Origin of the sequence: Gordonia araii NBRC 100433 (genome assembly GCF_000241265.1) — a bacterium.
In the GTDB taxonomy this organism is placed as follows: domain Bacteria; phylum Actinomycetota; class Actinomycetes; order Mycobacteriales; family Mycobacteriaceae; genus Gordonia; species Gordonia araii.
The window spans coordinates 37,753-60,208 of sequence record NZ_BAEE01000050.1 but is presented as its reverse complement, the minus strand read 5'-3'; the positions used below and the strand labels follow the sequence as shown (position 1 = coordinate 60,208).

General features: G+C 67.8%; 29 protein-coding genes. 14 read left to right on the top strand and 15 right to left on the bottom strand.

The genetic code is table 11. The features are described from left to right. The first annotated feature begins 187 nt into the window (after positions 1 to 187). On the top strand, positions 188 to 1,792 hold the full coding sequence (locus GOARA_RS09215) for a DEAD/DEAH box helicase (RefSeq protein WP_007322080.1): 1,605 nt from the start codon (positions 188 to 190) through the stop codon (positions 1,790 to 1,792). Positions 1,793 to 1,807: 15 nt separating this feature from the next. Continuing rightward, positions 1,808 to 3,058 (top strand): Rv3212 family protein, encoded by a 1,251-nt coding sequence (locus GOARA_RS09210; RefSeq protein WP_007322079.1) that lies wholly within the window; start codon positions 1,808 to 1,810, stop codon positions 3,056 to 3,058. Between the two features lies 1 nt (position 3,059). Here GOARA_RS09210 and GOARA_RS09205 read toward each other — a convergent pair whose 3' ends face one another. Together GOARA_RS09205 and GOARA_RS09200 are read right to left on the bottom strand one after the other, a co-directional pair. After that, the gene (locus GOARA_RS09205; protein ID WP_007322078.1) at positions 3,060 to 3,857 is read right to left on the bottom strand and encodes a ParA family protein; all 798 of its coding nucleotides are present in this window, start codon (positions 3,855 to 3,857) and stop codon (positions 3,060 to 3,062) included. A gap of 10 nt (positions 3,858 to 3,867) precedes the next feature. Beyond that, positions 3,868 to 4,281 carry a hypothetical protein gene (locus GOARA_RS09200; RefSeq protein ID WP_007322077.1) on the bottom strand — a complete coding sequence of 138 codons (414 nt, stop codon included), beginning with the start codon at positions 4,279 to 4,281 and terminating at the stop codon, positions 3,868 to 3,870. Between the two features lie 52 nt (positions 4,282 to 4,333). Here GOARA_RS09200 and GOARA_RS09195 point away from each other — a divergent pair, with 52 nt between their 5' ends. Next, a complete protein-coding gene (locus GOARA_RS09195) occupies positions 4,334 to 5,284 on the top strand; it encodes a diacylglycerol/lipid kinase family protein (protein ID WP_007322076.1) in 951 nt (316 codons plus the stop codon). Between the two features lie 211 nt (positions 5,285 to 5,495). After that, on the top strand, positions 5,496 to 5,750 hold the full coding sequence (locus GOARA_RS09190; protein ID WP_007322075.1) for a WhiB family transcriptional regulator: 255 nt from the start codon (positions 5,496 to 5,498) through the stop codon (positions 5,748 to 5,750). A gap of 46 nt (positions 5,751 to 5,796) precedes the next feature. Here the strand turns inward: GOARA_RS09190 and GOARA_RS09185 are convergent, their stop codons facing one another. Further along, positions 5,797 to 7,350 carry a sensor histidine kinase gene (locus tag GOARA_RS09185; RefSeq protein ID WP_007322074.1) on the bottom strand — a complete coding sequence of 518 codons (1,554 nt, stop codon included), beginning with the start codon at positions 7,348 to 7,350 and terminating at the stop codon, positions 5,797 to 5,799. A 5-nt stretch (positions 7,351 to 7,355) separates the two neighbouring features. Further along, entirely contained in the window at positions 7,356 to 7,571 is a 216-nt protein-coding gene (locus GOARA_RS09180; protein ID WP_007322073.1) for a biotin/lipoyl-binding carrier protein, read from the bottom strand. Positions 7,572 to 7,685: 114 nt separating this feature from the next. Here GOARA_RS09180 and GOARA_RS20835 point away from each other — a divergent pair, with 114 nt between their 5' ends. Further along, the gene (locus GOARA_RS20835) at positions 7,686 to 7,760 is read left to right on the top strand and encodes a 50S ribosomal protein bL37 (RefSeq protein ID WP_369758845.1); all 75 of its coding nucleotides are present in this window, start codon (positions 7,686 to 7,688) and stop codon (positions 7,758 to 7,760) included. Positions 7,761 to 7,797: 37 nt separating this feature from the next. Here the strand turns inward: GOARA_RS20835 and rsrA are convergent, their stop codons facing one another. Next, a complete protein-coding gene (rsrA, locus tag GOARA_RS09175; protein ID WP_007322072.1) occupies positions 7,798 to 8,154 on the bottom strand; it encodes a mycothiol system anti-sigma-R factor in 357 nt (118 codons plus the stop codon). Further along, entirely contained in the window at positions 8,151 to 8,921 is a 771-nt protein-coding gene (locus tag GOARA_RS09170; RefSeq protein ID WP_007322071.1) for a sigma-70 family RNA polymerase sigma factor, read from the bottom strand. The genes rsrA and GOARA_RS09170 overlap by 4 nt, the downstream gene beginning before the upstream one ends. 117 nt (positions 8,922 to 9,038) lie before the next feature. Here GOARA_RS09170 and GOARA_RS09165 point away from each other — a divergent pair, with 117 nt between their 5' ends. From GOARA_RS09165 to GOARA_RS09145, 5 genes are all read left to right on the top strand, one after another. Further along, the gene (locus GOARA_RS09165) at positions 9,039 to 9,842 is read left to right on the top strand and encodes an SOS response-associated peptidase (RefSeq protein WP_007322070.1); all 804 of its coding nucleotides are present in this window, start codon (positions 9,039 to 9,041) and stop codon (positions 9,840 to 9,842) included. Positions 9,843 to 9,901: 59 nt separating this feature from the next. After that, on the top strand, positions 9,902 to 10,477 hold the full coding sequence (locus tag GOARA_RS09160) for a TetR/AcrR family transcriptional regulator (RefSeq protein WP_007322069.1): 576 nt from the start codon (positions 9,902 to 9,904) through the stop codon (positions 10,475 to 10,477). An 80-nt stretch (positions 10,478 to 10,557) separates the two neighbouring features. Beyond that, on the top strand, positions 10,558 to 11,325 hold the full coding sequence (locus GOARA_RS09155) for an SDR family oxidoreductase (protein ID WP_007322068.1): 768 nt from the start codon (positions 10,558 to 10,560) through the stop codon (positions 11,323 to 11,325). Between the two features lie 53 nt (positions 11,326 to 11,378). Beyond that, the gene (locus tag GOARA_RS09150; protein ID WP_040522508.1) at positions 11,379 to 11,804 is read left to right on the top strand and encodes a CoA-binding protein; all 426 of its coding nucleotides are present in this window, start codon (positions 11,379 to 11,381) and stop codon (positions 11,802 to 11,804) included. Between the two features lie 12 nt (positions 11,805 to 11,816). After that, the gene (locus tag GOARA_RS09145; RefSeq protein ID WP_007322066.1) at positions 11,817 to 12,554 is read left to right on the top strand and encodes a hypothetical protein; all 738 of its coding nucleotides are present in this window, start codon (positions 11,817 to 11,819) and stop codon (positions 12,552 to 12,554) included. Here GOARA_RS09145 and GOARA_RS09140 read toward each other — a convergent pair. Next, on the bottom strand, positions 12,551 to 12,817 hold the full coding sequence (locus GOARA_RS09140) for a helix-turn-helix domain-containing protein (RefSeq protein ID WP_040522459.1): 267 nt from the start codon (positions 12,815 to 12,817) through the stop codon (positions 12,551 to 12,553). The genes GOARA_RS09145 and GOARA_RS09140 overlap by 4 nt on opposite strands. Positions 12,818 to 12,918: 101 nt before the next feature. On the opposite strand from GOARA_RS09140, the gene map reads away from it, so the two are divergent. Continuing rightward, positions 12,919 to 13,686, top strand: coding sequence for a type I methionyl aminopeptidase (map, locus tag GOARA_RS09135; protein WP_007322064.1), 768 nt, complete (start codon positions 12,919 to 12,921; stop codon positions 13,684 to 13,686). A gap of 27 nt (positions 13,687 to 13,713) precedes the next feature. On the opposite strand, the gene GOARA_RS09130 is transcribed toward map, so the two are convergent. Further along, the gene (locus GOARA_RS09130; RefSeq protein ID WP_083834835.1) at positions 13,714 to 15,258 is read right to left on the bottom strand and encodes a flavin-containing monooxygenase; all 1,545 of its coding nucleotides are present in this window, start codon (positions 15,256 to 15,258) and stop codon (positions 13,714 to 13,716) included. Positions 15,259 to 15,342: 84 nt separating this feature from the next. On the opposite strand from GOARA_RS09130, the gene GOARA_RS09125 reads away from it, so the two are divergent. Then, on the top strand, positions 15,343 to 15,780 hold the full coding sequence (locus GOARA_RS09125; RefSeq protein WP_007322062.1) for a hypothetical protein: 438 nt from the start codon (positions 15,343 to 15,345) through the stop codon (positions 15,778 to 15,780). A gap of 119 nt (positions 15,781 to 15,899) precedes the next feature. Here the strand turns inward: GOARA_RS09125 and GOARA_RS09120 are convergent, their stop codons facing one another. The 4 genes from GOARA_RS09120 to GOARA_RS09105 all read right to left on the bottom strand — a co-directional run bounded on the left by GOARA_RS09120 (position 15,900) and on the right by GOARA_RS09105 (position 18,778). Further along, positions 15,900 to 17,279, bottom strand: coding sequence for an FAD-binding oxidoreductase (locus GOARA_RS09120; RefSeq protein WP_007322061.1), 1,380 nt, complete (start codon positions 17,277 to 17,279; stop codon positions 15,900 to 15,902). Beyond that, entirely contained in the window at positions 17,273 to 17,923 is a 651-nt protein-coding gene (locus tag GOARA_RS09115; RefSeq protein ID WP_007322060.1) for an SDR family oxidoreductase, read from the bottom strand. Before GOARA_RS09115 ends, GOARA_RS09120 begins: the two co-directional genes overlap by 7 nt. Before the next feature lies 1 nt (position 17,924). Then, positions 17,925 to 18,188 carry a GlsB/YeaQ/YmgE family stress response membrane protein gene (locus tag GOARA_RS09110; protein WP_007322059.1) on the bottom strand — a complete coding sequence of 88 codons (264 nt, stop codon included), beginning with the start codon at positions 18,186 to 18,188 and terminating at the stop codon, positions 17,925 to 17,927. Positions 18,189 to 18,277: 89 nt separating this feature from the next. Continuing rightward, a complete protein-coding gene (locus GOARA_RS09105) occupies positions 18,278 to 18,778 on the bottom strand; it encodes a hypothetical protein (protein WP_007322058.1) in 501 nt (166 codons plus the stop codon). Between the two features lie 100 nt (positions 18,779 to 18,878). Here GOARA_RS09105 and GOARA_RS09100 point away from each other — a divergent pair, with 100 nt between their 5' ends. Beyond that, complete coding sequence (locus tag GOARA_RS09100; protein ID WP_007322057.1) at positions 18,879 to 19,103, top strand: hypothetical protein; 225 nt, start codon at positions 18,879 to 18,881, stop codon at positions 19,101 to 19,103. Here GOARA_RS09100 and GOARA_RS09095 read toward each other — a convergent pair. Further along, complete coding sequence (locus tag GOARA_RS09095; protein WP_007322056.1) at positions 19,100 to 19,456, bottom strand: DUF488 domain-containing protein; 357 nt, start codon at positions 19,454 to 19,456, stop codon at positions 19,100 to 19,102. The two genes, GOARA_RS09100 and GOARA_RS09095, sit on opposite strands and share 4 nt — an antisense overlap. 62 nt (positions 19,457 to 19,518) lie before the next feature. Between GOARA_RS09095 and GOARA_RS09090 the strand changes: the two genes are divergently transcribed. Next, positions 19,519 to 20,499 (top strand): NADP-dependent oxidoreductase, encoded by a 981-nt coding sequence (locus GOARA_RS09090; protein ID WP_007322055.1) that lies wholly within the window; start codon positions 19,519 to 19,521, stop codon positions 20,497 to 20,499. On the opposite strand, the gene gdhA is transcribed toward GOARA_RS09090, so the two are convergent. After that, a complete protein-coding gene (gene gdhA / locus GOARA_RS09085) occupies positions 20,496 to 21,836 on the bottom strand; it encodes an NADP-specific glutamate dehydrogenase (RefSeq protein WP_007322054.1) in 1,341 nt (446 codons plus the stop codon). The genes GOARA_RS09090 and gdhA overlap by 4 nt on opposite strands. A 145-nt stretch (positions 21,837 to 21,981) precedes the next feature. Beyond that, complete coding sequence (locus GOARA_RS09080; protein ID WP_007322053.1) at positions 21,982 to 22,455, bottom strand: NUDIX hydrolase; 474 nt, start codon at positions 22,453 to 22,455, stop codon at positions 21,982 to 21,984. Between the last annotated feature and the right edge of the window lies 1 nt (position 22,456).

Below are 22,456 nucleotides of genomic sequence, written 5' to 3'. Positions count from 1 at the left end.
GCGGGTCTGGTACGGCTGACCAAGTACACTGTCGTCAGGCGTCGCCCACCAAGGTTCGACGAGCGCGGCGCCGACAATTGTGCGCGCATCGCTCCGCACGCGCCCCCGACGGGGAGCCGCGACCAAGGAGCTGGCCCAAGCCACCGGATGCGCGCGAGGCAATCCGAGAGGCTTTGGACAAACGCATATGAGCAATACGACAGACACCGACGAGTCGGTGCAGACCACCATCATCGACGAGGAGCACTCCGCTCCCACCTTCGCCGAACTGGGCGTGCACGACGATATCGTCGCCGCGCTGATCGCCGACGGCAAGACCCACACCTTCGCCATCCAGGAGCTGACGCTGCCGCTGGCGCTGGCCGGCGACGACCTGATCGGCCAGGCGCGCACCGGCATGGGCAAAACCTTCGGGTTCGGCGTCCCGTTGCTGCACCGTCTGCTGACCGCCCCGACGTCGGGGGTCCGCGAACTCGACAACACCCCGCGCGCCCTGGTGATCGTGCCGACCCGCGAGCTGTGCCTGCAGGTCACCGGTGACCTCGCGGTCGCCGGTAAGGGCGTCGATGTCACGCTGACCGACGGCACGACGCGACCGCTGAAGGTCACCTCCATCTACGGCGGTCGACCCTACGAGTCCCAGATCGCCGAGTTGCAGGCCGGCGTCGACGTCGTCGTCGGCACCCCCGGCCGCCTTCTCGACCTCGCCCAGCAGGGCCACCTGGTTCTCGGCAAGGTCGAGATCCTCGTCCTCGACGAGGCCGACGAGATGCTCGACCTGGGTTTCCTCCCCGATATCGAGCGCATCCTCGCCGCCGTGCCCAGCGCCCGCCAGACGATGCTGTTCTCCGCGACGATGCCCGGGCCGATCGTCACCCTGGCACGCACCTTCCTGAACCGTCCGACCCATATCCGCGCCGAGCACGCCAACGACTCCGCGGTGCACGAGCGGACCACCCAGCACGTCTACCGCGCCCACGCCCTGGACAAGGCAGAACTGGTGGCGCGCGTGCTGCAGGCCGACGGCCGCGGCGCGACGATGATCTTCACCCGTACCAAGCGCACCGCCCAGAAGGTCGCCGACGACCTCGCCGAACGCGGCTTCGCCGTCGGCGCCGTCCACGGCGACCTCGGACAGGTCGCCCGCGAGAAGGCGCTGTCGGCATTCCGCGAGGGCAAGATCGACGTGCTCGTCGCCACCGACGTCGCCGCTCGCGGCATCGACATCGACGACGTGACCCACGTGATCAACTACCAGTGCCCCGAGGACGACAAGACCTACGTGCACCGCATCGGGCGCACCGGCCGCGCCGGTCGCACCGGTATCGCCATCACCCTCGTCGACTGGGACGAGATGCACCGCTGGGAACTCATCAACAACGCGCTCGGCCTCGGCGTGCCCGACCCGGTCGAGACGTACTCCAGCTCCGAGCACCTTCGCGAGGAACTCGGCATCCCCGAGTCGGCAACCGGGCGCATCGGTGCGCCGAAGACAGCATCGGGCACTCGCGCCGGCCGTGAGAAGCAGACGCGTGTCGAGCGGCCCGAGCGCACCAAGACGCAGCGCTCACGCCGTCGCACACGCGGGGGCAAGCCCGCTGGCGCGGGCTCCCCGAAGTCGGACGAGAAGACGCCCGCCGCGAAGTCGGCCAGCGCCCCGACCGCCGAGGCATCGACCGGCGAGGACGGCGCGCCGCGGCGGCGTCGCCGTCGCCGTGGTGGCCGGGGCAAGGGCACCGGCGATGCCGTGTCGACCGCGGCCGCGGCACCGACCGCAGCCCAGGGCGACTAGCTCGTCACCGCCCGGATGCGACCGCTTCGGCGTCGGCCTGTCGACTTCGTCGTCTCGGCGATTATCGTCGTCGCCCTGGCCATCACCGCGACGGCCACCTGGTACTTCAGTTCCGCTCGCCGCACGACCCTGTCACCTGCCGTGACGACGCCGACCACGCCCGCGTACCCGGTGCAGGCGCCGGACCGGCTGGTGACGAAGTGGACCGCCCGTTCGGCCGCGACGCGTGCACCGCAGGTCACCGACGCCGTCGTCCTCACCGGACACGACGGTGTCGTCCAGGCCCGAGACCCCGGTAGCGGGCGGTCACTGTGGCGCTACGAGCGTGAACTGCCGCTGTGCGGACTGCTCGCCGCGTGGTGGCCCACGACTCCGACCGCGCTGGCGGCCTACCGCAACGCGCGCGGATGCGGCGAAGTCACGGCCATCGCCGCCGACCGAGGCATCCGTCGCGCGACCCGTAGCTCGGACGCCGACGGTTCGGTCACCCTGCAATCCGATGGCGGATACGCGTTGAGCATCGGCCCGCAACGACTGGAGACGTGGGGGTCCAACCTCGTACGCGGGATCGAGTACGGCCGCGTCGCCGCCCGGTTCAAGCCGGAAGTCGCCCCGCGCGAGGGGATCAGCTGCCGGCTCATGTCCGGGATGACCGCCGGCGACCGGGTCGCCATCGTCGAACATTGCGACGGCGACACCGGCTACCGGCTGACCGTCCTCGGAGCCGTCCTCAACAAGGACGAGAAGATCACCCAACACGGTTCGTCGGTGATCACGAGCGGCACCGCCTTCGCACCGCCGGTTGTCGTCGCGATGTCCGAAACCGGAATCGCCGTCTACGACGGCGGCGCGAACGCGCCCGCGCCGGCATCCGCCGCCATCCGCACCTTCGACGTCGACGGCGCCGACACCGGTCGTCACCCGGTACTCGGCGGAGAAGGGCTGCCCGCGAGCTCGGCCCCGGTCAGCGATGAGGGCCTCACCTCGGTGTGGACCGGGCAGGCGACCGTCGTCCTCGACGCCGAGACGATGCGGCCGCGATTCGCGGTCCCCGGCACGCGCGGCCCGGCCGTCGCGGTCGGCGGGCAGATGCTGGTGCCCACCGGAGCAGGCTATCTCGTCGTCGACGCCGCGACGGGGCGTCGCGAGCGCGAGATGCCGGTGCCGCGCAACCCCGGCCCGGCCGATGCGGCGATAGTCCCTGCCGTGATCGGCGAGCAGATCATCGAGCAGCACGGTGCGATGATCACCGCGTACGGCCCCTGAGCTACCCCTCGGTCAGGGCGAAGGTCGCCAGGTCGCGTCCCTTCGACCAGTGCCCCCAGAGGTTCTCCGCCAGCTCGCGATAGGCGATAGCACCCTTGTTTTTGCGACCCCGCAGTACCGACGCGCCCGACGCGGATGCCTCCGCGAAGCGCACGGTGCGCGGGATGGGCGGATTGATCACCGAGAGGTCATAGCGGTCGGCGACGTCGGCGAGCACATCGCGGCTGTGGGTGGTGCGGGCGTCGTAGAGGGTAGCAATCGCGCCCAGCAGTGTCAGGTCCGGGTTGGTGATCTGCTGCACCTCGGTGACCGTCCGCAAGAGCTGTCCGACTCCACGGTGCGCCAGCGTCTCGCACTGCAGCGGAACCATGACCGAGTCGGCTGCGGTCAGACCGTTGAGTGTCAGTACGCCCAGCGACGGCGGGCAGTCGACCAAGATGACGTCGTAGTCCTGAGCCACCTCGGCCAGCGCGCGCTTCAAGGCGTACTCGCGGCCCGGCCGCATCAACAACAGCGCCTCGGCCCCGGCGAGGTCGATCGTGGCCGGCAACAGGGTGGGGCCGTCGTCGGTGGTCAGCAGCGCGTCGGTGATCTCCTCCTCGCCGAGCAGCACGTCGTGCACCGATACCTGCAGCTGGTCGGGGTCGTGCCCGAGCGAGAAGGTCAGGCACCCCTGTGGATCGAGGTCGACGACGAGAACCGACACATCGAGGTCGGCCAGGGCGGCGCCGAGCGAGACGGCAGTGGTGGTCTTGGCGACCCCACCCTTCTGATTGGCGATCGCGACGGTCGTAGTCATGGCGCCTACCTTACGGTTCGGAGTCCTCCGGGGCATTGGGGCCTGCCGCCCATTCCAGCGAACTTGCGGTGAACAGGGCGGCGAGTGTACCGAGCGCCCAGAACCCCAGCGGAACCCCGAGGAACGGCTGATGGCTATCGGTCAACAGCGCGTACGCCACCGGCAACAGCAGCAACTCGGCGACGACGCCGATTCCCCGGCCCCACCGCTTGCCGCGCAGAAGGGCGATGCCGCCGGCGAGCACGCCGAGCCCGATGAACGCGCACCACATCGCCAGTCCGTAGCCGCTGGCGAAATCCTCGTGATGACCGCCGAGCTCCCGGAGGACCAGAATCGCCGCCGCGACGAGTCCGACGCAGCCCTGGATCGCGATCGAGATGCCGGCCCACCAGATCGGCTTGGGAGTTGCGGCAGGTCGTTGCATGACCCCAAGGGTATTGCGCGGCGAACAAGTGGCCACCGTAGGGTGGTGTTCCGTGCGGGCATTGCTGATCGTCAACCCATACGCGACCGCGACCACCCCGGCGGGCCGCGACACCCTCGCGCACACCCTCGGTGCCCGGATGGATCTCACCGTCGAGCAGACGACTCATCGAGGCCACGCCGAGGAACTGGCGCAACGGGCGCTGAGCGACGGCGGCTACGACGCGATCGTCGTCCACGGCGGCGACGGCTCGGTCAACGAAGTGGTCAACGGGTTGCTCGGGACGCCCGCGGACCCCAAGCCGACGGCACAGCCCCGCCTGGGCATCATTCCGGGTGGCAGCGCGAACGTGTTCGCACGGGCCCTGGGCATCGACGCCGATCCGCTGCTGGCGACGGCGCAACTGATCGAATTGCTCGAATCAGGCGCCCAGCGCGGAGTCAACCTGGGCATCGCCGACGATCGCTGGTTCCTCTTCAACTGTGGTATGGGGATCGACGCACGGGTCGTCGAGGTCATGGAAGCCAAACGCAACAAGGGCAAAGCGGCCACGCCCGGGCGCTATCTGTTCACCACGGTGGTGACCTTCTTGCGCCATCGGGCAGACCAAGAACGCTTCGAGGTGACGGTCACCGACCGCGACGGCCAGCACCATGTCCTGCCGGAAACCAGCTTCGCCTTCGTCCTCAACACCACCCCGTGGACCTACCTGGGCGGCAAGATCATCGAAACCAACCCGGGCACGTCCCTGTCCGGTGGCCTGGGCGTTTTCGCCTCGTCGACTATGAGTGTGGCGCGAAACCTGCCGCTGGCGACGCGACTGCTGGTCCGCGCCGACCCGCATGCGCGCCACCTGTTCCGCGACGACGACGTCGAAGCCGTTCGCTTCGACTCCCCCGTCGCCCTGCCCGTGCAGATCGACGGCGACTACGTCGGGGAGCGTCTGACGATCGATTTCGGGTACCGCGCCGACGCCTTGTCGGTCGTCGCCCCGCCCGCGTAACACACCAAAACGCACCCCGGGCGAACAGTGATGTTGCCCACGTGTTAATGGAATCCTATTGACTTCAGCTCGATTCGTGAAAGTATTCACAAGGACCCACGAGCGGTCGAACGCCAGTTGACGCTCGTGCAAACAGCCAGAAACCAGCCAACGCCCGCGAGGCTTTTAGACGGGCGCGCATCGCTGCGCGCGTATGAGGAGATTTGTAGAAATGGATTGGCGCCACAAGGCAATCTGTCGCGACGAAGACCCGGAACTGTTCTTCCCGGTGGGGACCAGCGGTCCGGCGATCGCGCAGATCGCCGACGCGAAGCTCGTATGCAACCGCTGCCCGGTGACCGCGGAGTGCCTGACGTGGGCGCTCGACTCCGGCCAGGACGCCGGCGTCTGGGGCGGCATGAGCGAGGACGAGCGTCGTGCCCTCAAGCGACGCAACGCACGCACCCGCGCTCGCAGCACCGTTTAAACCCTTCTGAACTCAGCCCCGGACGCGGCGAGCGCCCGGGGCTGAGTCATGTCCGGACCGAGTCGCGTGCGGAGACGCCCTCGGCCGCGACGACCGGCACCACCACTCGCACCGACGTCCCCCCGCCCGGGGCGTTGGCGAACTCCACGTTGCCGCCCAGGTCGATCTCGACGAGGGTGCGCACGATCTGAAGCCCCAGGCTGCCGCTGCCCTCGAGGTCGAAGTCCTCGGGAATGCCCGTGCCGTTGTCGCTGACCCGGATCTCCAGCTCCCGCAGGCCGCGATTCGCCACCACGTCGATCCGCCCCGAACGACCGTCGGCGAATCCGTGCTCGACGGAGTTCTGAATGAGTTCGGTCAGCACCATGACGAGCGGCATCGCCAGGTCGGCCGACAGCACGCCGAAACGACCGTCCACGTTGACCTGCGCCTGCGCTGCGCCGCGGCTCGTCGCGTCCACGAGAACCGGCAGCAGACGGTTCACCACCTCGTCGACGTCGACCTCCTCGTCGACGCTCCCGGAGAGGAACTCGTGCACCAGCGCGATCGACGCCACGCGCCGCACCGCCTCGTTGAGCGCAGTCCTCGCATCCGGGTTGGCGGTCCGGCGCGCCTGCAGACGCAGTAGCGCCGATACGCTCTGCAGGTTGTTCTTCACCCGGTGATGGATCTCGCGGATGGTGGCGTCCTTGCTGATCAGTGCCCGGTCACGACGTTTGACCTCGGTCACGTCGCGGACGAGCACGATCGCACCGGTCGCCACGCCCCGGGGACGCAGCGGCACCACCCGGACCAACACGGTGGCGCGGCGGGCATCGACCTCCATCCGCAACACCCGCTCCTGTGCATCGGCGGCCGGTTCGAGCGCGGGACCGGACGCGGCCAGCGTGATCATCGACGCGGCGTCCTGAGCGTCGAACGCGTCGCTGACCAGTTCGGTGAACACCTCGGCGAGAGCGGCGCCGGAAAGATCGCTGTTGAATCCCATCCGGTGGAACGCCGACAGCGCGTTGGGACTCGCGTATTGCACCAGGCCGTCCACACCGACCCGGACGAAACCGTCGCCGGCGCGCGGTGTGGACAGGCCGGTCTCGCTGCCTTCGACGACCGGAAAGGTGCCGTCGGCGACCATGTTGCACAGATCGGCCGCCGACGCCTGATAGGCGCGTTCGAGAGGAGAGGGCACGCGGCGCGCCGTGTTGGCCGACGCCTGTGTCAGCACGGCGATCACCCGTCCGTCGTGACGCACCGGGATGAGGTCGCGCCGCAGGTCGATGCCGCCGAGAGTGCTGCCCTGGGCGGCGATGATCTCGCCGTTCGTCATGGCCGTGCGCAGCGCCTGCGCCTGCTGGTCGTCGACGACGCGCGTCACCTCGTCGCCGGGGAGCACGGTCGCGGCGGTGTTGGGACGGCACTGTGCCACCGTCAGCAATCCGGGGTGCTGGTCGTCGGCCGTCGACGTGTCCGGCACCGAGAGCAGCAGATCGGCGAAAGACAGGTCGGCGAGCAACTGCCATTCGCCGACGAGGCGCTGCAAATGGCCGGCCTGTTCGTCGGTGAGCCCGGTATGGGCGGCGAGGAGATCGGCGAGAGTGGACAAGTCGACTACTTGTACGTGGCGATCACGTCACCGGCCTGGATGACGTCGTCGACGGCGACCTTGACCTCGTCGAGCACCCCGGCATCCTCGGCGACCACCGGGATCTCCATCTTCATCGACTCCAGCAACACCAGCGTGTCCCCGACCTCGACGGACTGGCCGCCGGCAACCCGAACCTCGAGAACGGTGGCTACGATCTCCGCTACAACGTCTTCCGGCATGCACTCAAAGCTAGCGCACCGATGGTGCGTTTCCGGTGCCGAACCGTCGGCTCGTTTTCCGTCTGCGCCGTCGGTCGTGAAAGAATGGCACCACCGAAGGAGAAGGAGAGTCCCATGGGTAAGCGTGGACGCAAGAAGCGCGCTCGCAAGAAGAACGCCGCCAACCACGGTAAGCGGCCGAACGCCTGATCGGTCGTCGACCGATCCGAACCCGGGTGCCGCCGGCTCAGCGCCGGTCGCCCGGGTTTTCTGTTTCGCTGGCGGTGATGCTCGTCCGGGTCACCGTGACCCGCGAGACCGAGTCGCCGTCGGTGGTCTGGGTGACGGTGGTCGACTGACGGATCTGCAGCCGCAGCCGGTCGGCCAGGCCCTGCGGTGCCCGCTCGCCGCCGCACTTGCGCCCGATGAGTGCCTTGATCTGCTGCTCGATGCCGTACTGCTCCAGGCACGAAGGGCACTTGTCGAGGTGCTCCTGCACCCGGGCGCGCGCACCTGGGTCGCACTCGTTATCGAGCAGCAGCCAGACGTCGGCCAGGATGTTGGTGCAGTCGAGCGCTTCGAATTCGGGGTCGGTTTCGCTCATTGGCCTACTCCCGTGTGAGTGTCCGCACCGCGGTTGAACCCTCGTTCCCGCGCCACATCGGCGAGCAGTTCGCGCAACTGGCGCCGACCGCGATGCAGCCGCGACATCACCGTGCCGATCGGCGTATCCATGATCTCGGCGATCTCCTTGTACGGCAGCCCTTCGACGTCGGCGTAGTAGACCGCCATGCGGAAGTCCTCGGGCAACGCCTGGAGGGCGGCTTTGATCTCGTCGTCGGGCAGCGCGTCGAGCGCCTCGATCTCGGCCGAACGCAAGCCGGTCGACGAATGCTCCGCGGTCTGCGCGAGCTGCCAGTCGGTGATCTCGTCGGTCGGATACTGGGCCGGCTGCCGCTGCTTCTTGCGATAGCTGTTGATGTAGGTGTTCGTCATGATCCGGTAGAGCCACGCCTTGAGGTTGGTGCCCTCGCGGAACGACGAAAAGGCCGAGAAGGCCTTGATGAAGGTCTCCTGGACGAGGTCTTCGGCGTCAGACGGATTACGCGTCATGCGCAGGGCCGCGCCGTACAGCTGATCGAGCATCGGCAGGGCGTCGCGCTCGAACCGTTCGGTGCGCTGCTCGTCGGTCTCGGCGGCACGCTCATCACCCGGTGCGATGCGCCCATCACCGGTCGCGTCGGTGCCCTCGTCGTCGCTCAAGACGGTCCTTTCGGTTCGCGCCGGGCGGAACTCCACCGGACGCTCGCCCAAGTCTAGCGAGCCGAAGATCTGGCGCTCCGCAATCGGGTGCGCAGTTGCGCATGACATAGGGGGACTCCTCGTCGTTCATGGCCGTCTGCGATGAGTCAACGCGACGGGTGCGGCGCGCATTCCCCTCCGCCGGGACTTCGGCGCCTGTCGGGGCCACTACCTATCATTGGCGGCATGTGCGGACGGTATGCGGTGACCACTGACCCGGCCAAGCTCGCGGCCGAGCTCGACGCGGCCAACGAGGTACCCGACCTCCCCGCTCCCGAGCCGCCGGCACAGCAGACGCTCGACGACGTCGCGGCCGCCGACGAAGACAAGGCGCCGCGCTCGCGCTGGGAGAACTACAACGTCGCGCCGACGACCACAATCCTCACCGTCGTAGACCGGCATTCCCACGGTGCCGAGGGTGCCGAGGAGGACCCCACTCGCCGGATTCGGGCGATGCGCTGGGGGCTCGTGCCGTCATGGGCGAAGGAAATCGGCAAGGGTTCCCTGTTCAACGCGCGTGCCGAAACCGTCTCGACGAAGGCGTCGTTCCGCTCGTCGGTCAAGTCGAAACGCTGTCTGATACCGATGGACGGTTGGTACGAGTGGCGCAAGGCCACCGGCGACGACGGGAAGCAGCGGAAAGTTCCCTACTTCATGTCGCCGGCCGATCACACGCGGCTGTTCATGGCCGGACTGTGGTCGGTGTGGCGGCCCAAAGATGCCGACCCGTCGGAGCCGCCGCTGTTGAGCTGCACGATTCTCACCACCGACTCGGTCGGCCGGCTGCGGGAGGTCCACGACCGCATGCCGCTGATCATGCCGGTGCAGTGGTGGCCGGAATGGCTCGACCCCGACGCCCCCGCGCCCGCGGAGTTCTTCGCCCCGCCCGTACCGGAACTAGTCGACGACATCGAGATTCGGGAAGTATCCCCGCTGGTCAATCGCGTCGCGAACAACGGCCCGCACCTGCTGGACCCGGTGGCGACCTAGGTTTTCCTCAGCCTCGGCAATAATGGACCCGCAGTTCCAGTTTCGGCTAGTCTCGACGTGTGGGCCGCACCAAGGAATTCGATCCCGATGTCGCCGTCGGGGCCGCCATGGACCTGTTCTGGACCCGCGGATACGCGGCGACGACGCCCGCGCAGCTCGTCGACCATCTGGGCATCGGCCGGGGCAGTCTCTACAACGCTTTCCACAGCAAACACGAGCTGTACGAACTCGCGCTTGAACGCTACCGCGAGACCAGCGGTACAGCACTGCTCGCGGCGCTGGAACAACCGGGCACGGCCCGCGAGCGGATCAGGCGCGCGCTGGATCTCGTGATCGATGAGTCCGCGAACGACGGGGGTCGACGCGGCTGCATGATCACGAACGCCGCGATCGAGCGCGCAGCGCAGGATCCCGCGGTGCGCAAGATCGTGCGCGCCGTGCTCTCCCAACAAGAAGACGCATTCGCTTCCGTGATTCGAGAGGGCATCGCCGCGGGCGAGATAGACGACGTCGATCCGGCGGCCACCGCTCTGCTCCTGGTCACCACACTCAACGGCATCCGCGTCCTCGCCAGAACCGATCCGGACCCGCGCAGGCTGCGCGTGCTCGCCGACGCGGCCATGCGCGGCCTCTGACCCCAGACCGACCTGGAACGAATCACCCATTGCACATCCGACCCTAGATTTTGTACTTGTAGGTAAAGAAAGGATCAGTCGTGAATCTAGCACTCGCAGGAAAGAAGGCCGTGGTCACCGGCGCCAGCAAGGGGATCGGCCTCGCGACCGCCCGTCTCCTCGCGGAGGAGGGTGCGCAGGTATACGGCGTCGCCCGGTCGGAGGCGGCGCCCTTCGACGGCATTACGCCGGTCCGCCTCGACCTCATCGATCACGCCGCGGCGGCCGCGCTGTCAGACATCGTCGGCGAGATCGACATCCTCGTGAACAACCTGGGCGGAGTCGTCCCCGGCAGCATGAGAGCAACCGGCTTTCTCGACATCGACGACGACGCCTGGCAAGCGACCTACGAGTTGAACCTCTTCGCGACCGTCCGCGTGACTCGCGCATTGTTGCCGGGACTTCTCGTGCGTCGCGGCGTCGTCGTGAACGTCTCCTCGATCGGGGCCAGGGCGGCATTCCAGCCGGTGGACTACGGCACCGCCAAAGCCGCACTCAACAACCTCACCAAGGCGCTGGCCGAGGAGTTCGGCGGGCAAGGTCTGCGCGCGGTGACCGTCAGTCCCGGCCCGACGAGGACGGCGAACTGGTCGGATCCCGAGGGATACGCCGGCTACCTCGCTCAGCAGTCGGACGTCGAACTCGACGAGTTCCTCGCCAGCGTGCCGTCGGCGATGTCGATCACCACCGGCCGGCTCACGGAACCGGAGGAGACCGCGGCACTGATCGCCTTCCTCGCTTCACCTCGGGCCGCCAACCTCACCGGCGCCGACTATCTCGCCGACGGTGGCGTGCTGAAGACCGTGTGAGCGCATCACCCTTCACGTCTGCCGAGATCGATTTCGACGTAGGCTCGATCGGTATGAGCGATCGAGCGAGCATGGACGCCACCGTCGAGCGGATCCTGCGCGACTACGACACGATCACCGTCGTCGGAGCCAGCGCCAATCCGGCCAAAGCCGCCAATGAAGTGCCCGCGTACATGAAGGAACACGGGTGGCGGATCATCCCGGTGAATCCGCAGGCCGACGAGATCGTCGGCGAGAAGGTGTACCGCTCACTGTCGGACGTGCCCGAGCAGATCGGGCTCGTCGACGTATTCCGCCCGTCGGCCGACTGCGCCGAAGTCGCGCGCGCCGCCGTCGAAGCCGGGGCGACCGCGCTATGGCTGCAGCTCGGGATCACCTCGCCCGAGGCTCGCCGCATCGCCACCGAGGCGGGCCTGGCCTACGTCGAGGACCGTTGCCTGATCATCGAGCAGCGTCGCACCGGCATCGCCAAGGGCTGAGCCTCACCAACCATGAGCGTCCTGGACAATCTCACCGGCACCGAACGGCTGCCGCTCACGCTGCTTTTCGTCGCGTTCTTGGCCACCTTCGTCATCACGCGCGCCATCACGCGACTCATCCGCGCCGGCAAAGGTCCGTTCCGCAACAACGTCCGCGGCGGCGTGCACATCCACCACTCGATTCCCGGCATCGTCCTGACGATCGCGGGCGCGATCACGTCGGTCGCCGCCAACGGCACTGCACCCGCGGCAGCGATCAGCGCCGTGATGATCGGCGTCGGGTCCTCGTTGGTCCTCGACGAATTCGCGCTGCTCCTGCATCTGCAGGATGTCTACTGGTCGCGCGAGGGACAGCTGTCGGTCCAGGTCGTGATGTTGACCGGCGCCGTGCTCGGCTTGCTCGCCCTGGGCGTGGATCCCTTCACCGAGAACGGGATGCACATCGGCCATATCGTCCTGCTGGCCAACCTGCCGATCCACCTGCTGTCCGTCGTCACCTGCGTGAACAAGGGCAAGTTCTCGACGGCCGTCTTCGGGGCCTTCCTGCCGCCGATCGCGTGGGCCGGTGCGCTCCGGCTCGCCCGCCCGGGTTCTCGGTGGGCCGACAAGCGCTACTCGCCGGATGAGCTGACGCGAGCCAAGCAGCGTGCCGACGGGTTCGACGCGCGATGGGGCCGGCGCGGCTTGGCCATCGGCGATCTCGTCGCCGGCCGACCGAGCGATACGACCGCCTCCACGCGGGAAAGCTAGCCGGTCTCCCCCAGCGTCTCCGCGCCCAGGCAGATGTCGGCGAGTTCGTCGAGCGGGATCTCCAGGCTCCGGGCAATCGCGACCACCGTCGGAAATCCCGGAGTCACCAGGCGCCCGGCCTCGATCTTGCGCAACGTCTCCGGCGAGATCCGCGCATGCACAGCGACGTCGACGAGGGTGCGTCCTCCTCGCGCCCTGCGGAGGTGCTCGCCGAGGCGCTTTCCGGCGGCGATCTGCTCGGCAGTCAACGGAAGTCGAACCATTCGTTCATCGTAGTCGGTCAGGTATGAAAATACCGAGCACTGTGGTATTTATATACCGTCGGTATGAAAATACCGGTACCTGACGAATGGAAACGGGCACGATGGTCGAACTGAAAACCGCTGGCGAAATCGCGGCGATGCGAGTCACCGGCGGATTTCTCGCCGGTGTCGTCGACGAGTTGTCGGCACGAGCTGCGCCCGGCGTCAATCTACTCAGCTTGGAGCACCGGGCACGCGAGCTGATCGACGCACGAGGCGCAGTCTCCTGCTACTGGGACTACGCGCCCTCGTTCGGGCGCGGACCGTTCCGCAACGTGACGTGCCTTTCGGTGAACGACGCTGTACTGCACGGTCTTCCGCACGACTACCAGCTTCAGGACGGTGACGTTCTCTCCATCGACATCGCCTTGTCGGTCGACGGGTGGGTCGCCGATATGGCACGCACCATCGTCGTCGGAACGCCACGCTCAGAGGACCTCAGACTGATCGACGCGACACACAAGGCGCTGGACGCCGCCATCGACGCCGCCCGGCCCGGGAATCGCCTGGGTGACATCTCGGCGGCAATCGGCGAGGTCGCAGGCGAGTACGGATACCCGGTCAACACCGAGTTTGGCGGCCATGGACTAGGACGGACGATGCACGAGGACCCACACGTGCCCAATGTCGGTCGACCCCGACGCGGGCTCCGCCTACGGCCCGGCATGACGCTGGCCCTCGAGCCGTGGTTCGCGGCGACAACAGACCGGATCGTCTACGACGCCGACGGCTGGACGATCCGATCCGCCGATGGTTCTCGGACGGCGCACAGCGAACACACCATCGCCATCACCGACAGCGGGCCACGAATCCTCACGCTGCCCGAATAGGATCCGCTTCTCCCGGCGCTGGCGAGGTCAGCCGGCGAACTCGTAATCCGCGAGCGGGAAGGTCGCCTGCTCGCGCAGCGTTCCCGGCGTCGAGCGCGGTCGCAACAGCGTCGCCTCGCCCGCATGGTTGAAGTAGTAGCTGCGCGACGTCGAGCAATCGCCGTTGTAGAACACCGACGAATCAAGGCGACGCGTCACGTCGTCGAGGAAGCGGGTGTTGGCTTCCTCGGTCACCTCGAAGGTGGTCGCCTTGCGGCGTTTGAACTCGCCGAGCAACCGCGCGATGTGGCGCATCTGGCCTTCGATGGTCGTGAAGTACGAGAGCCCGCTGTAGGAGTACGGGCTGTTGAGGGTAAAGAAGTTCGGGAACTTCGGCACGGTGATGCCCTCGTACGCTTGAAAGCGCTCGGCACGCCACCATTTGCCCAGGTCCTTGCCGTCCCGGCCGCGGATCTCAAAGGCGGGGAAGTTGGTGTCCCACAGGTCGAACCCCGTCGCCAGCACCAACGTGTCGATCGTCGTCTTCTCGCCGTCGGCGGTCAGCAGACCGTCGGGGTCGACCTTGACGATCGACGACGTCTGCAGATGCACGTTCAGCTTGTTGAACGTCGTGAAGTACGTGTTGGAGAAGGTCGGCCGCTTGCACCCGAAGTCGTAGTCGGGGGTGAGCTTCTTTCGCAGCTCGGCGTCGGGGATCTGGCGACGCAGGTGTGCTTTCGCTAGCGCGGCCGCCCCCCGGTTGCCGAACTTGAACTGCTTGAAGTGCAGCACTCCGGTCACCATCAGCAGTTCCAGCAAGGTCGTGTTCGCCAGCCGCGCCGCCTTCTGCGTAAGCGGTACGCGCGCGAATAGTTTCTGCACCGGGCGCGGAATCGCGAAGTCCACCTTGGGCACCACCCAGATAGGCGTGCGCTGGAAGACCGTGAGTTCGGCCGCCTGCTTGGCGATCTCCGGGATCAACTGCACGGCGGTCGCGCCGGTGCCGATGACCGCGACCCGCTCACCGGTGAAGTCGTGGCCGTCTTCCCAGGCGGTCGTGTGGATGACCTTGCCCGCGAACGTCCGGATGCCCGGAATGTCGGGCGTGTGCGGCTGCGAAAGGAACCCGGTAGCGGTGAGCAGGAACCGCGCGGTGCGCTCCGTGCCGTCCTCGCTGAACACCCGCCACAACGAGTTGGCTTCGTCCCATTCGGCGCGCTCGATCTGCTCGCCGAAGGACATGCGGCGGCGCAGATCGTACTTGTCGGCGATGTGCTCCGCGTAGCGCTTGAGTTCCGCGCCGGGGGCGAAAAGGCGCGACCAGTACGGATTCGGCTCGAAGGAGTAGCTGTAGGTCACCGACGCGATGTCAACGGCCAGGCCCGGGTAGTGATTGACATGCCACGTACCCCCGAGGTCGTCCTCGCGTTCGACGATGGCGATGTTCTCGATGCCTTGGCGTTTGAGTTCGATGGCCGCGCCCATGCCGCCGAACCCCGCCCCCACGATGACGGCGTCGTACTGAGGTGATCCCCGTCGGTCCGCTCGATCGGGTGAAGTAACGTCCTTCTTAGCCACAATTCCTCGATTCATCGGCGTACTTGAACCTTACAGTGCTCAATGTCACGGTTGCCAGATCACGAGGACAGCCCAGCCCACCGAAAGCCGAGCCAGCCGATGCTCATCGACCACTTGGACAATGTCACCATCGCGACGATCGTCGCCGCCGGCGTGCTCCTGGCCGGCGCGATGGTGTTGGGCGTGTGGAAGTACCAGCAGATCCTCGCGTCGCCCGACGGGCAGGCGCACGTCTACGTCGACATCGCCCATCGCGCCGCGCTGATGTACTCGTTCGCGACGCTGGTGCTCGCCGCCCTGGTCGCACTGTCGGCGTGGCCCGCATGGGTCAACGCGGCGAGCGTCGCGGTCGCGGTGTTCTTCTTCGTCGCGGCGATCGGGAGCTACATCCTGCACGGAGCACTGCGCGACACTTCGAACCAGTTCCGTCCGCGGCCGGCCGCGGTGGTGCGGGCCTTCATGGTGGCACTCATCATCGGCGAGGTGGGCAGCGTGGTCGTTCTCGTCGCCGGCGTCATCGTCGCCTGGGGTCGGTAGGGCACGGTCGACGGGAAACCGGGCACGGTCGACGGGAAACCGGGCACGGTCGGCGAGAAACTGGGCACGATCGGCGAGAAACTGGGCACGATCGGCGAGAAGCTGGGCACGGTCGGCGGTCAGTCGGCCGGGAAGAGGACGCCGGGGTTGAGTCGGCCGTCGGGATCCCAGGCCCGTTTGATCGCGGCCATCATCTCGACGTCGGGGGCGTCGCGGACCTTGGCCAGCCAATCGCGCTTGTCCCGCCCCACGCCGTGCTCGGCGCTCACGCTCCCACCGCGCGCGACCACCGATTCCAGCACCCGATCGGTGAGCGCCGCCTGTTCGTCGGCGGGAACGTCGAGCAGGTTGACGTGCAGATTTCCGTCGGCGACGTGGCCGAACACGATCGGCCGGCACCGATACGGCTGGGACTCGGCCAGCTCGTCGAGCTCGTCGAGAAACTCCCCGAGGCAGCGTCGAGGCACCGAGATGTCGAGCTTCACCGGGACGGTCGCACTGACCGCGGCGATGGTCTCGGTGTGTCGTTCGCGCAACTCCCACAGTGCCTGGGCCGGGCCTTCGGCGACCACCGCGTCCGCGACGCCGATGTCGTCGAGCACCTCGGCCAGGCGCTGCTGCGGATCGGCCCCCGACACTTCGACCAAGGTCTGGAACGCCGGCGACGACGCCAGCGCCGGCCGCGCCCCGGCATCGACGACCAGGTCGACGCCGGCCCGGGTCATCAGCTCGGCGGCTTCGACCGTGAGCCCGGCGCGCCGCACTGCCCCGACCACGCCGAACACCTCGTCGACCCGCTCAACCCCGATCATCGCGACGGCCGTCGCCAACGGCCGGTCGGCAAGAGCGAACAACACCCCGGTGACCACGGCGAGCGTGCCCTCGCTGCCCACGAGTAGTCCCGGCAGGTCGTAACCGACGTTGTCCTTGCGCAGCGGGCGCCACCGTCGAAGAATGCGACCATCGGCCAGGACCGCCTCGACGCCGAGGACGTTGGCGCGGGTCGTCCCGTGCCGGACCACGTGGACGCCGCCCGCGTTGGTGGCCACGATCCCTCCCGCCGTGGCCGAGTCACGCGAAGCGAGGTCGATCCCGAAGTGCAGCCCGGCGGCGGTTGCGGCGCCCTGGATCGCCGCGATCGTCGCTCCGGCCTGAACGCCGACGCTCATCTCGACCGGATCCACGGCCCCGATGTCGGTCATGCGCGCTGTGCTCACCACGACCGTCGGCCCCGCCTGCGACGCGGCGGGCGCTGGAACCGAGCCGCCGACCAAGCCGGTGTTTCCGCCCTGCGGAACTACGGCTATCCCCGACGCGGCGCAGACCGTCAGCGCCCCGGCGACCTCGTCGGTGGTGCGCGGTCGAACGACCGCCTCGGCGTGGCCGACCCGTCGCCCCGTCCAGTCGGTGACGTAACCGGCGATCACGTCTGTGTCGGTCAGGACATGGGCGTCGCCGACGATCGTCGCGAGAGCGGAAAGGTCCGGGTCGCTCACCATGCCGAGCCGACGGCGTCGGGGCCGTCGTTGAACTCCAGCTGGCGGTGGATCGTCGAATCGTCGTGTACCGCGGCGGCGATCGCCGCGGCCACCGTGTCCCGGCTCACCGACCCTTTGGCCAATTCGGCCGAGCTGCCGGGCTCGCTGACGGCGATGCCGCCACCGGGCTCGTCGGTGAGCCGACTCGGACCGAGGATCGTCCAGTCGAGTTCGGTATTGCGCAAGAACTCGTCGGCAGCGGCCTTCGCCTGCGCATACGGATAGAACGAGTTGTCCTCCGGCACGCCGTGCTCGAGGCCGGCGCCGAAGTACGACACCATCACGTATCGCTTCACCCCGGCCGATGACGCCGCCTCCATCGACCTGGTCGCCGCATCCCGGTCGACGGCATAGGTACGCGACGGGTTGCCTCCACCCGCCCCGGCCGACCAGACGATGGCGTCATGGCCGACGAAGACGTCGGCGAAAGCGGACTCTTTGGCAGCCTCGACGTCGAAGAGCAGCGGTGCAGCGCCGGTGGCGCGCACGTCCGCGGCATGATCGGGATTGCGGATCAGCGCGGTGACCTCGTCTCCCCGCTCGGTCAGGAGCGTGGCCGCGCGCATGGCGACCTTGCCGTGACCGCCAACCACGACGATCCGCACGTCAGCTCTTCGAACGCGAGGTGATCGCCTCGTAACCGAACGTCAGAACGACCGCGGCAGCGACGCTGATGATCCACCGAATCCAGTCGACGCCACCGGTGTTGTCCACACCGAGCTTGCCCGCGATCCAGTACCCGGCTAGTGCGCCGAGCACACCGAGAATGACGGTCGCCAACACGGAGAGCGACTGCTTGCCGGGCATCACCAGCCGGGCAAGCACGCCGATGACGGCTCCGAAGATGATCAGGCCAATGATGTTTCCCATGCGTGTGCGCTCCTCGTCGAAAGTTCCGTAATGCGCTTTCCACCCTAGTGGGCATACCGGGGGTGGTCTACAGATCCGCGCCGGCCCGGCTACTCGTCGTCGGCGACGGCTGCCCGGGCCCACGCCGTGTCGGCGCCACCGGCATCTGCGGTGCGCGGCAACGACTTTGCACTCATGTAGGCGAAGCCGATCTGGTCGGGTTCGGCGAAGCCGCACCGCTCCCGAAACCACCCGGTCACGAGGTCCGCGACCAGTGCGGGCGAACTGCTCACGAGGTAGCCGTGCGTGCAGTCCTCAAACAGATCGTCGTGGTGCCACCGGTCGGCTTCCATGACGTCGCCGTCGTACGTATCGAGGAGCGGAATGACCATCAGCGTCGTCGACAGCCGCAACAGGATGCGGCCGCCGTGCAGCCGCTGCATCTGCGCGCATTCGACGTCGTAGCCGTGGGTCTCCATGGAAGCATCGGCGCGCCCGGCGTCGATTACGCAGGCCACCGGTAGCTCGGCCAGCCTGGTTGCGAGCCATGCGGTGAAGCCGGCCCACCGGGCCGCCGTGTCCGTCTCGCGGAATCCTTGTGTGCCGTCCATGGACGCCTCCTCGAACCGAGTCCGCCACCGGGTGCCGGTGAACTGATGTTCGAAGTGAACCATCGCCCACCGACAATTTCGGTCGGCCTACGATCGAAGGGTGGCCGCGCGTCCCGATCCCGCATCCGATCCAGTCGGACTCCTTCGGCGCTGGACCGATGCGGGTGCCGTGTGGCGAGTGCTCGCCCGCCGGGGAGACGTCCTGGTCATCGGCCTGTTCCGCTGTGACGGCGGCGAGGAGGTCGATCGACTGGTCTCCGACGACCAGTCGTTGCGGCGCTACGTCGGTGTCCGTGATTCCAGCGAGGACCCCGAATCCGGTTAGGAACCCGCGCCGGCGAGTTCCCCGACGATCACCGGCACATGGCTGGTCGACGGGTCTTTCGTCGCCGTGGCGAGTTCCACGTCCCCGGCCTTCGCGAGCTTCTCAATGTGCGTCAGAGCCTCGGCTTGCTCGCCCGAACCGAGTTCTTGGCGGTACCGGGCGGCGAACAGATCGCGTTGGTCGGGATGGTGGTGATACCACTCGCGCAGCTCGGTGCTGGGAGCGACCTCTTTGCACCACTCGCCGATTCGAGGGTCGTCTTTGCGGACTCCGCGGGGCCAGAGGCGGTCGACGAATAGGCGGGTCGTTCCGGGCCGCACGTCGTCGTAGACCCGACAGACGGAGACGCTCATACTTGTCACCGTACGCCGACGATCACCGCGTACCGCCGACTCGACGAAGAAAGCGAGGACACATGGATCCCCTGGCAACTCGAACGGTGCGCGCGATGGCGGCCACCGGATACGGCGACCCGAACGAGGTGGTCGTCGCGATCAGCTCACAGGTGCCGGTCCCCGGACCGGGACAGGTCGTCGTGGACGTGCGGGCGGCCGGGGTCAATCCGATCGACGCGAAGATCGTGCGCGGGCTATTCGGTGCCGACCCGGAGAAGCTGCCGCGACGCATCGGCTCCGAGGCCGCCGGGGTCGTCCTCGCCGTCGGTGACGACGCGCGGTACTTCAACGTCGACGACGGCGACCGTCGTGCGATTCACGTCGGCGACGAGGTGATCGTCTACCCGGCGTCCGGTGCTTTCGCCGACGTACTCGTCGCCCGCGACACGGCCGTGCATCCGAAGCCCTCCCCGCTGCCGTTCCCGATCGCCGCCGGGCTGCTGCTGGTCGGCGTCACCGCTGCCGACCTGGTCGGAGCGGCGGAGATCACCGGCGCCGACACCGTCGTCGTCCACGGCGGCGCGGGAGCCGTCGGGTCGATGGCGGTCCAACTCGCGGCCCGGCGCGGAGCACGGGTCATCGCGACGGCCGCGCCGCGCAACCACGAGTACCTGGCCGAACTCGGTGCCGTGCCGGTGAGCTACGGCGACGGCGTTGCCGGGCGGATCCGCGACGCCGCGGACGGTGCCGTCACCGCCGCGCTGGACACGGCCGGCACCGACGAGGCCATCGACGCCTGCCTCGAGCTGGGGATAGCACCGTCGCGAATCGTGACCATCGCGGCGTTCGGCCGGGCCGACGACGGCATCGTGATCGTCGACGGCTCCACTCCCGACAGCAGACGTCGACGCGACGAGGCCGTCACCGGGCTCATCGCCGACGCGACGAGCGGCGATCTCGTCGTGGAGGTCGGTGCGACCTACCCGCTCGATCAGGCCGGTCGCGCGCTCGCGGACCTGTCGGGCCCGCATCCGCGCGGAAAGTTCGTCCTGTTGCCCTAGATGACGCCCAAGGCGAGCATCGCGTCGGCGACCTTGATGAAGCCCGCGATGTTGGCGCCGGCGACGTAGTTGTCCGGCATTCCGTAGGTGTCGGCCGTCTCGACGCAACTGTCGTGGATGCCGCGCATGATCTCGGCGAGACGATCCTGGGTGTAGTCGAAGCTCCACGAATCGCGTGACGCGTTCTGCTGCATCTCCAGGGCACTGGTGGCCACGCCGCCGGCGTTGGCGGCCTTGCCCGGGGCGAACAGCACGCCGGCGTCGGCGAAAGCCTTGGTCGCGTCCGGGGTACACGGCATGTTCGCGCCCTCGGCGACCGCGACGACCCCGCCGCTGATCAGTTTCACCGCGTCGTCGCCGTGCAGTTCGTTCTGCGTCGCACAGGGCAGCGCGACGTCGACGGCGACATCCCAGATGTTGCCGTGGTCGACCACCGAGACGCCGTTGCCGCGCAGCTTGGCGTAGTCGCCGATCCGGCCGCGCTGCACTTCCTTGACCTCTTTGAGCAGTTCCAGGTCGACGCCCTTCTCGTCGACGATGTAGCCCGAGGAGTCCGAGCAGGCGATCACCGTTCCGCCGAGTTCGTGGATCTTCTCGATGGCGTAGATCGCGACGTTGCCCGAGCCCGAGACCGAGAACTTCTTGCCGTCGAAGGACTGGCCCCGCGTCTTGAGCATCTCGTCGGTGAAGAAGACCGCGCCGTAGCCGGTCGCCTCGGTGCGCACCTGCGATCCGCCCCACGCCAGCCCCTTGCCGGTGAGCACACCGGACTCGTAGCGGTTGGTGATCCGCTTGTACTGGCCGAAGAGGTAGCCGATCTCGCGGCCGCCGACGCCGATGTCACCGGCGGGGACGTCGGTGTACTCGCCGATGTGACGGTAGAGCTCGGTCATCAGCGACTGGCAGAAGCGCATGATCTCGCCGTCGGAGCGACCCTTGGGGTCGAAGTCCGAGCCGCCCTTGCCTCCGCCGATCGGCAGGCCGGTCAGCGAGTTCTTGAAGATCTGCTCGAAGCCGAGGAACTTGACGATGCCCAGGTACACGCTGGGGTGGAACCGCATGCCGCCCTTGAACGGGCCGAGCGCCGAGTTGAACTCGACGCGGAAACCGCGGTTGATCTGTACCTTGCCGTTGTCGTCGACCCACGGAACGCGGAAGATGATCTGGCGCTCGGGTTCGCACAGACGCTTGATGACGGCCGAATCGGTGTATTCGGGGTGCTTGCTGACGACCGGACCGAGGCTGTCGAAGACCTCGCGCACGGCCTGGTGGAACTCGAGTTCCCCGGGGTTGCGGCCCACAACCTCGTCGAAGAGTTCGGTCAGCTTCGCGTCCATAGTTTGACACCCTCCACCCGGCCTCAACGCTGAGGCCTCACAATGAAACCCTCACAACTGCGAGGGTTCTGCTGAGCGCAAAACTGCCATATCGACGGTGGCCCTGCCAAATCGCGCCTAGCGGACAGACACCTGAACTGTGGCTTTACCGACCGGCGGACAACGCGTCGGCCAGCCTGGGCAGGAACTCCGCCTGGGCGGGGTTGATCCGGCGCACGGCCTCGTCCACTCCGAACCACTCGCCGCGGTCGACTTCGGGGAACTCGCGCAGCGTTCCCGACTTCGGCGGCCACTGCATCTGGAAGGTGTTCGAGACGATCGCCGCGGCATCGACGTCGCCGCGAATGGCGAAGGCGCGCACCACCTTCCCGCCGCGCTGGCGGACTTCGCCGAGGTCGACGGACGGCCCGTCCGGCGGCTCCTGCCCGGTCTCCTCGGCGAATTCGCGCCGCGCCGCGTCCAGCGGATCCTCGTCGGGCCCGAACTCGCCTTTGGGTAGCGACCAGGCGCCGGCGTCCTTGCGCGCCCAGAACGGCCCGCCCGGATGCACGAGGAACACCTCCAGCCCTGCCGGAGGGCGGTCCCGGTGGATCAGCAGCGCCGCGCTCGTCACAGCCATG

Excerpts from the sequence above, each read along its gene's own strand:
- GOARA_RS09180 (WP_007322073.1), bottom strand. The coding sequence starts at position 7,571 with ATGCCGGAAGACGTTGTAGCGGAGATCGTAGCCACCGTTCTCGAGGTT.
- GOARA_RS09215 (WP_007322080.1), top strand. The coding sequence starts at position 188 with ATGAGCAATACGACAGACACCGACGAGTCGGTGCAGACCACCATCATC.
- GOARA_RS09105 (WP_007322058.1), bottom strand. The coding sequence starts at position 18,778 with ATGGACGGCACACAAGGATTCCGCGAGACGGACACGGCGGCCCGGTGG.
- GOARA_RS09200 (WP_007322077.1), bottom strand. The coding sequence starts at position 4,281 with ATGCAACGACCTGCCGCAACTCCCAAGCCGATCTGGTGGGCCGGCATC.
- rsrA (WP_007322072.1), bottom strand. The coding sequence starts at position 8,154 with ATGAGCGAAACCGACCCCGAATTCGAAGCGCTCGACTGCACCAACATC.
- map (WP_007322064.1), top strand. The coding sequence starts at position 12,919 with ATGGTCGAACTGAAAACCGCTGGCGAAATCGCGGCGATGCGAGTCACC.
- GOARA_RS09110 (WP_007322059.1), bottom strand. The coding sequence starts at position 18,188 with ATGGGAAACATCATTGGCCTGATCATCTTCGGAGCCGTCATCGGCGTG.
- GOARA_RS09130 (WP_083834835.1), bottom strand. The coding sequence starts at position 15,258 with ATGAATCGAGGAATTGTGGCTAAGAAGGACGTTACTTCACCCGATCGA.
- GOARA_RS09140 (WP_040522459.1), bottom strand. The coding sequence starts at position 12,817 with ATGGTTCGACTTCCGTTGACTGCCGAGCAGATCGCCGCCGGAAAGCGC.
- GOARA_RS09165 (WP_007322070.1), top strand. The coding sequence starts at position 9,039 with ATGTGCGGACGGTATGCGGTGACCACTGACCCGGCCAAGCTCGCGGCC.
- GOARA_RS09145 (WP_007322066.1), top strand. The coding sequence starts at position 11,817 with ATGAGCGTCCTGGACAATCTCACCGGCACCGAACGGCTGCCGCTCACG.
- GOARA_RS09190 (WP_007322075.1), top strand. The coding sequence starts at position 5,496 with ATGGATTGGCGCCACAAGGCAATCTGTCGCGACGAAGACCCGGAACTG.
- GOARA_RS09170 (WP_007322071.1), bottom strand. The coding sequence starts at position 8,921 with ATGTCATGCGCAACTGCGCACCCGATTGCGGAGCGCCAGATCTTCGGC.
- GOARA_RS09120 (WP_007322061.1), bottom strand. The coding sequence starts at position 17,279 with ATGGTGAGCGACCCGGACCTTTCCGCTCTCGCGACGATCGTCGGCGAC.
- GOARA_RS09125 (WP_007322062.1), top strand. The coding sequence starts at position 15,343 with ATGCTCATCGACCACTTGGACAATGTCACCATCGCGACGATCGTCGCC.
- GOARA_RS09150 (WP_040522508.1), top strand. The coding sequence starts at position 11,379 with ATGAGCGATCGAGCGAGCATGGACGCCACCGTCGAGCGGATCCTGCGC.
- GOARA_RS09080 (WP_007322053.1), bottom strand. The coding sequence starts at position 22,455 with ATGGCTGTGACGAGCGCGGCGCTGCTGATCCACCGGGACCGCCCTCCG.
- GOARA_RS09090 (WP_007322055.1), top strand. The coding sequence starts at position 19,519 with ATGGATCCCCTGGCAACTCGAACGGTGCGCGCGATGGCGGCCACCGGA.
- GOARA_RS09210 (WP_007322079.1), top strand. The coding sequence starts at position 1,808 with ATGCGACCGCTTCGGCGTCGGCCTGTCGACTTCGTCGTCTCGGCGATT.
- gdhA (WP_007322054.1), bottom strand. The coding sequence starts at position 21,836 with ATGGACGCGAAGCTGACCGAACTCTTCGACGAGGTTGTGGGCCGCAAC.
- GOARA_RS09095 (WP_007322056.1), bottom strand. The coding sequence starts at position 19,456 with ATGAGCGTCTCCGTCTGTCGGGTCTACGACGACGTGCGGCCCGGAACG.
- GOARA_RS09205 (WP_007322078.1), bottom strand. The coding sequence starts at position 3,857 with ATGACTACGACCGTCGCGATCGCCAATCAGAAGGGTGGGGTCGCCAAG.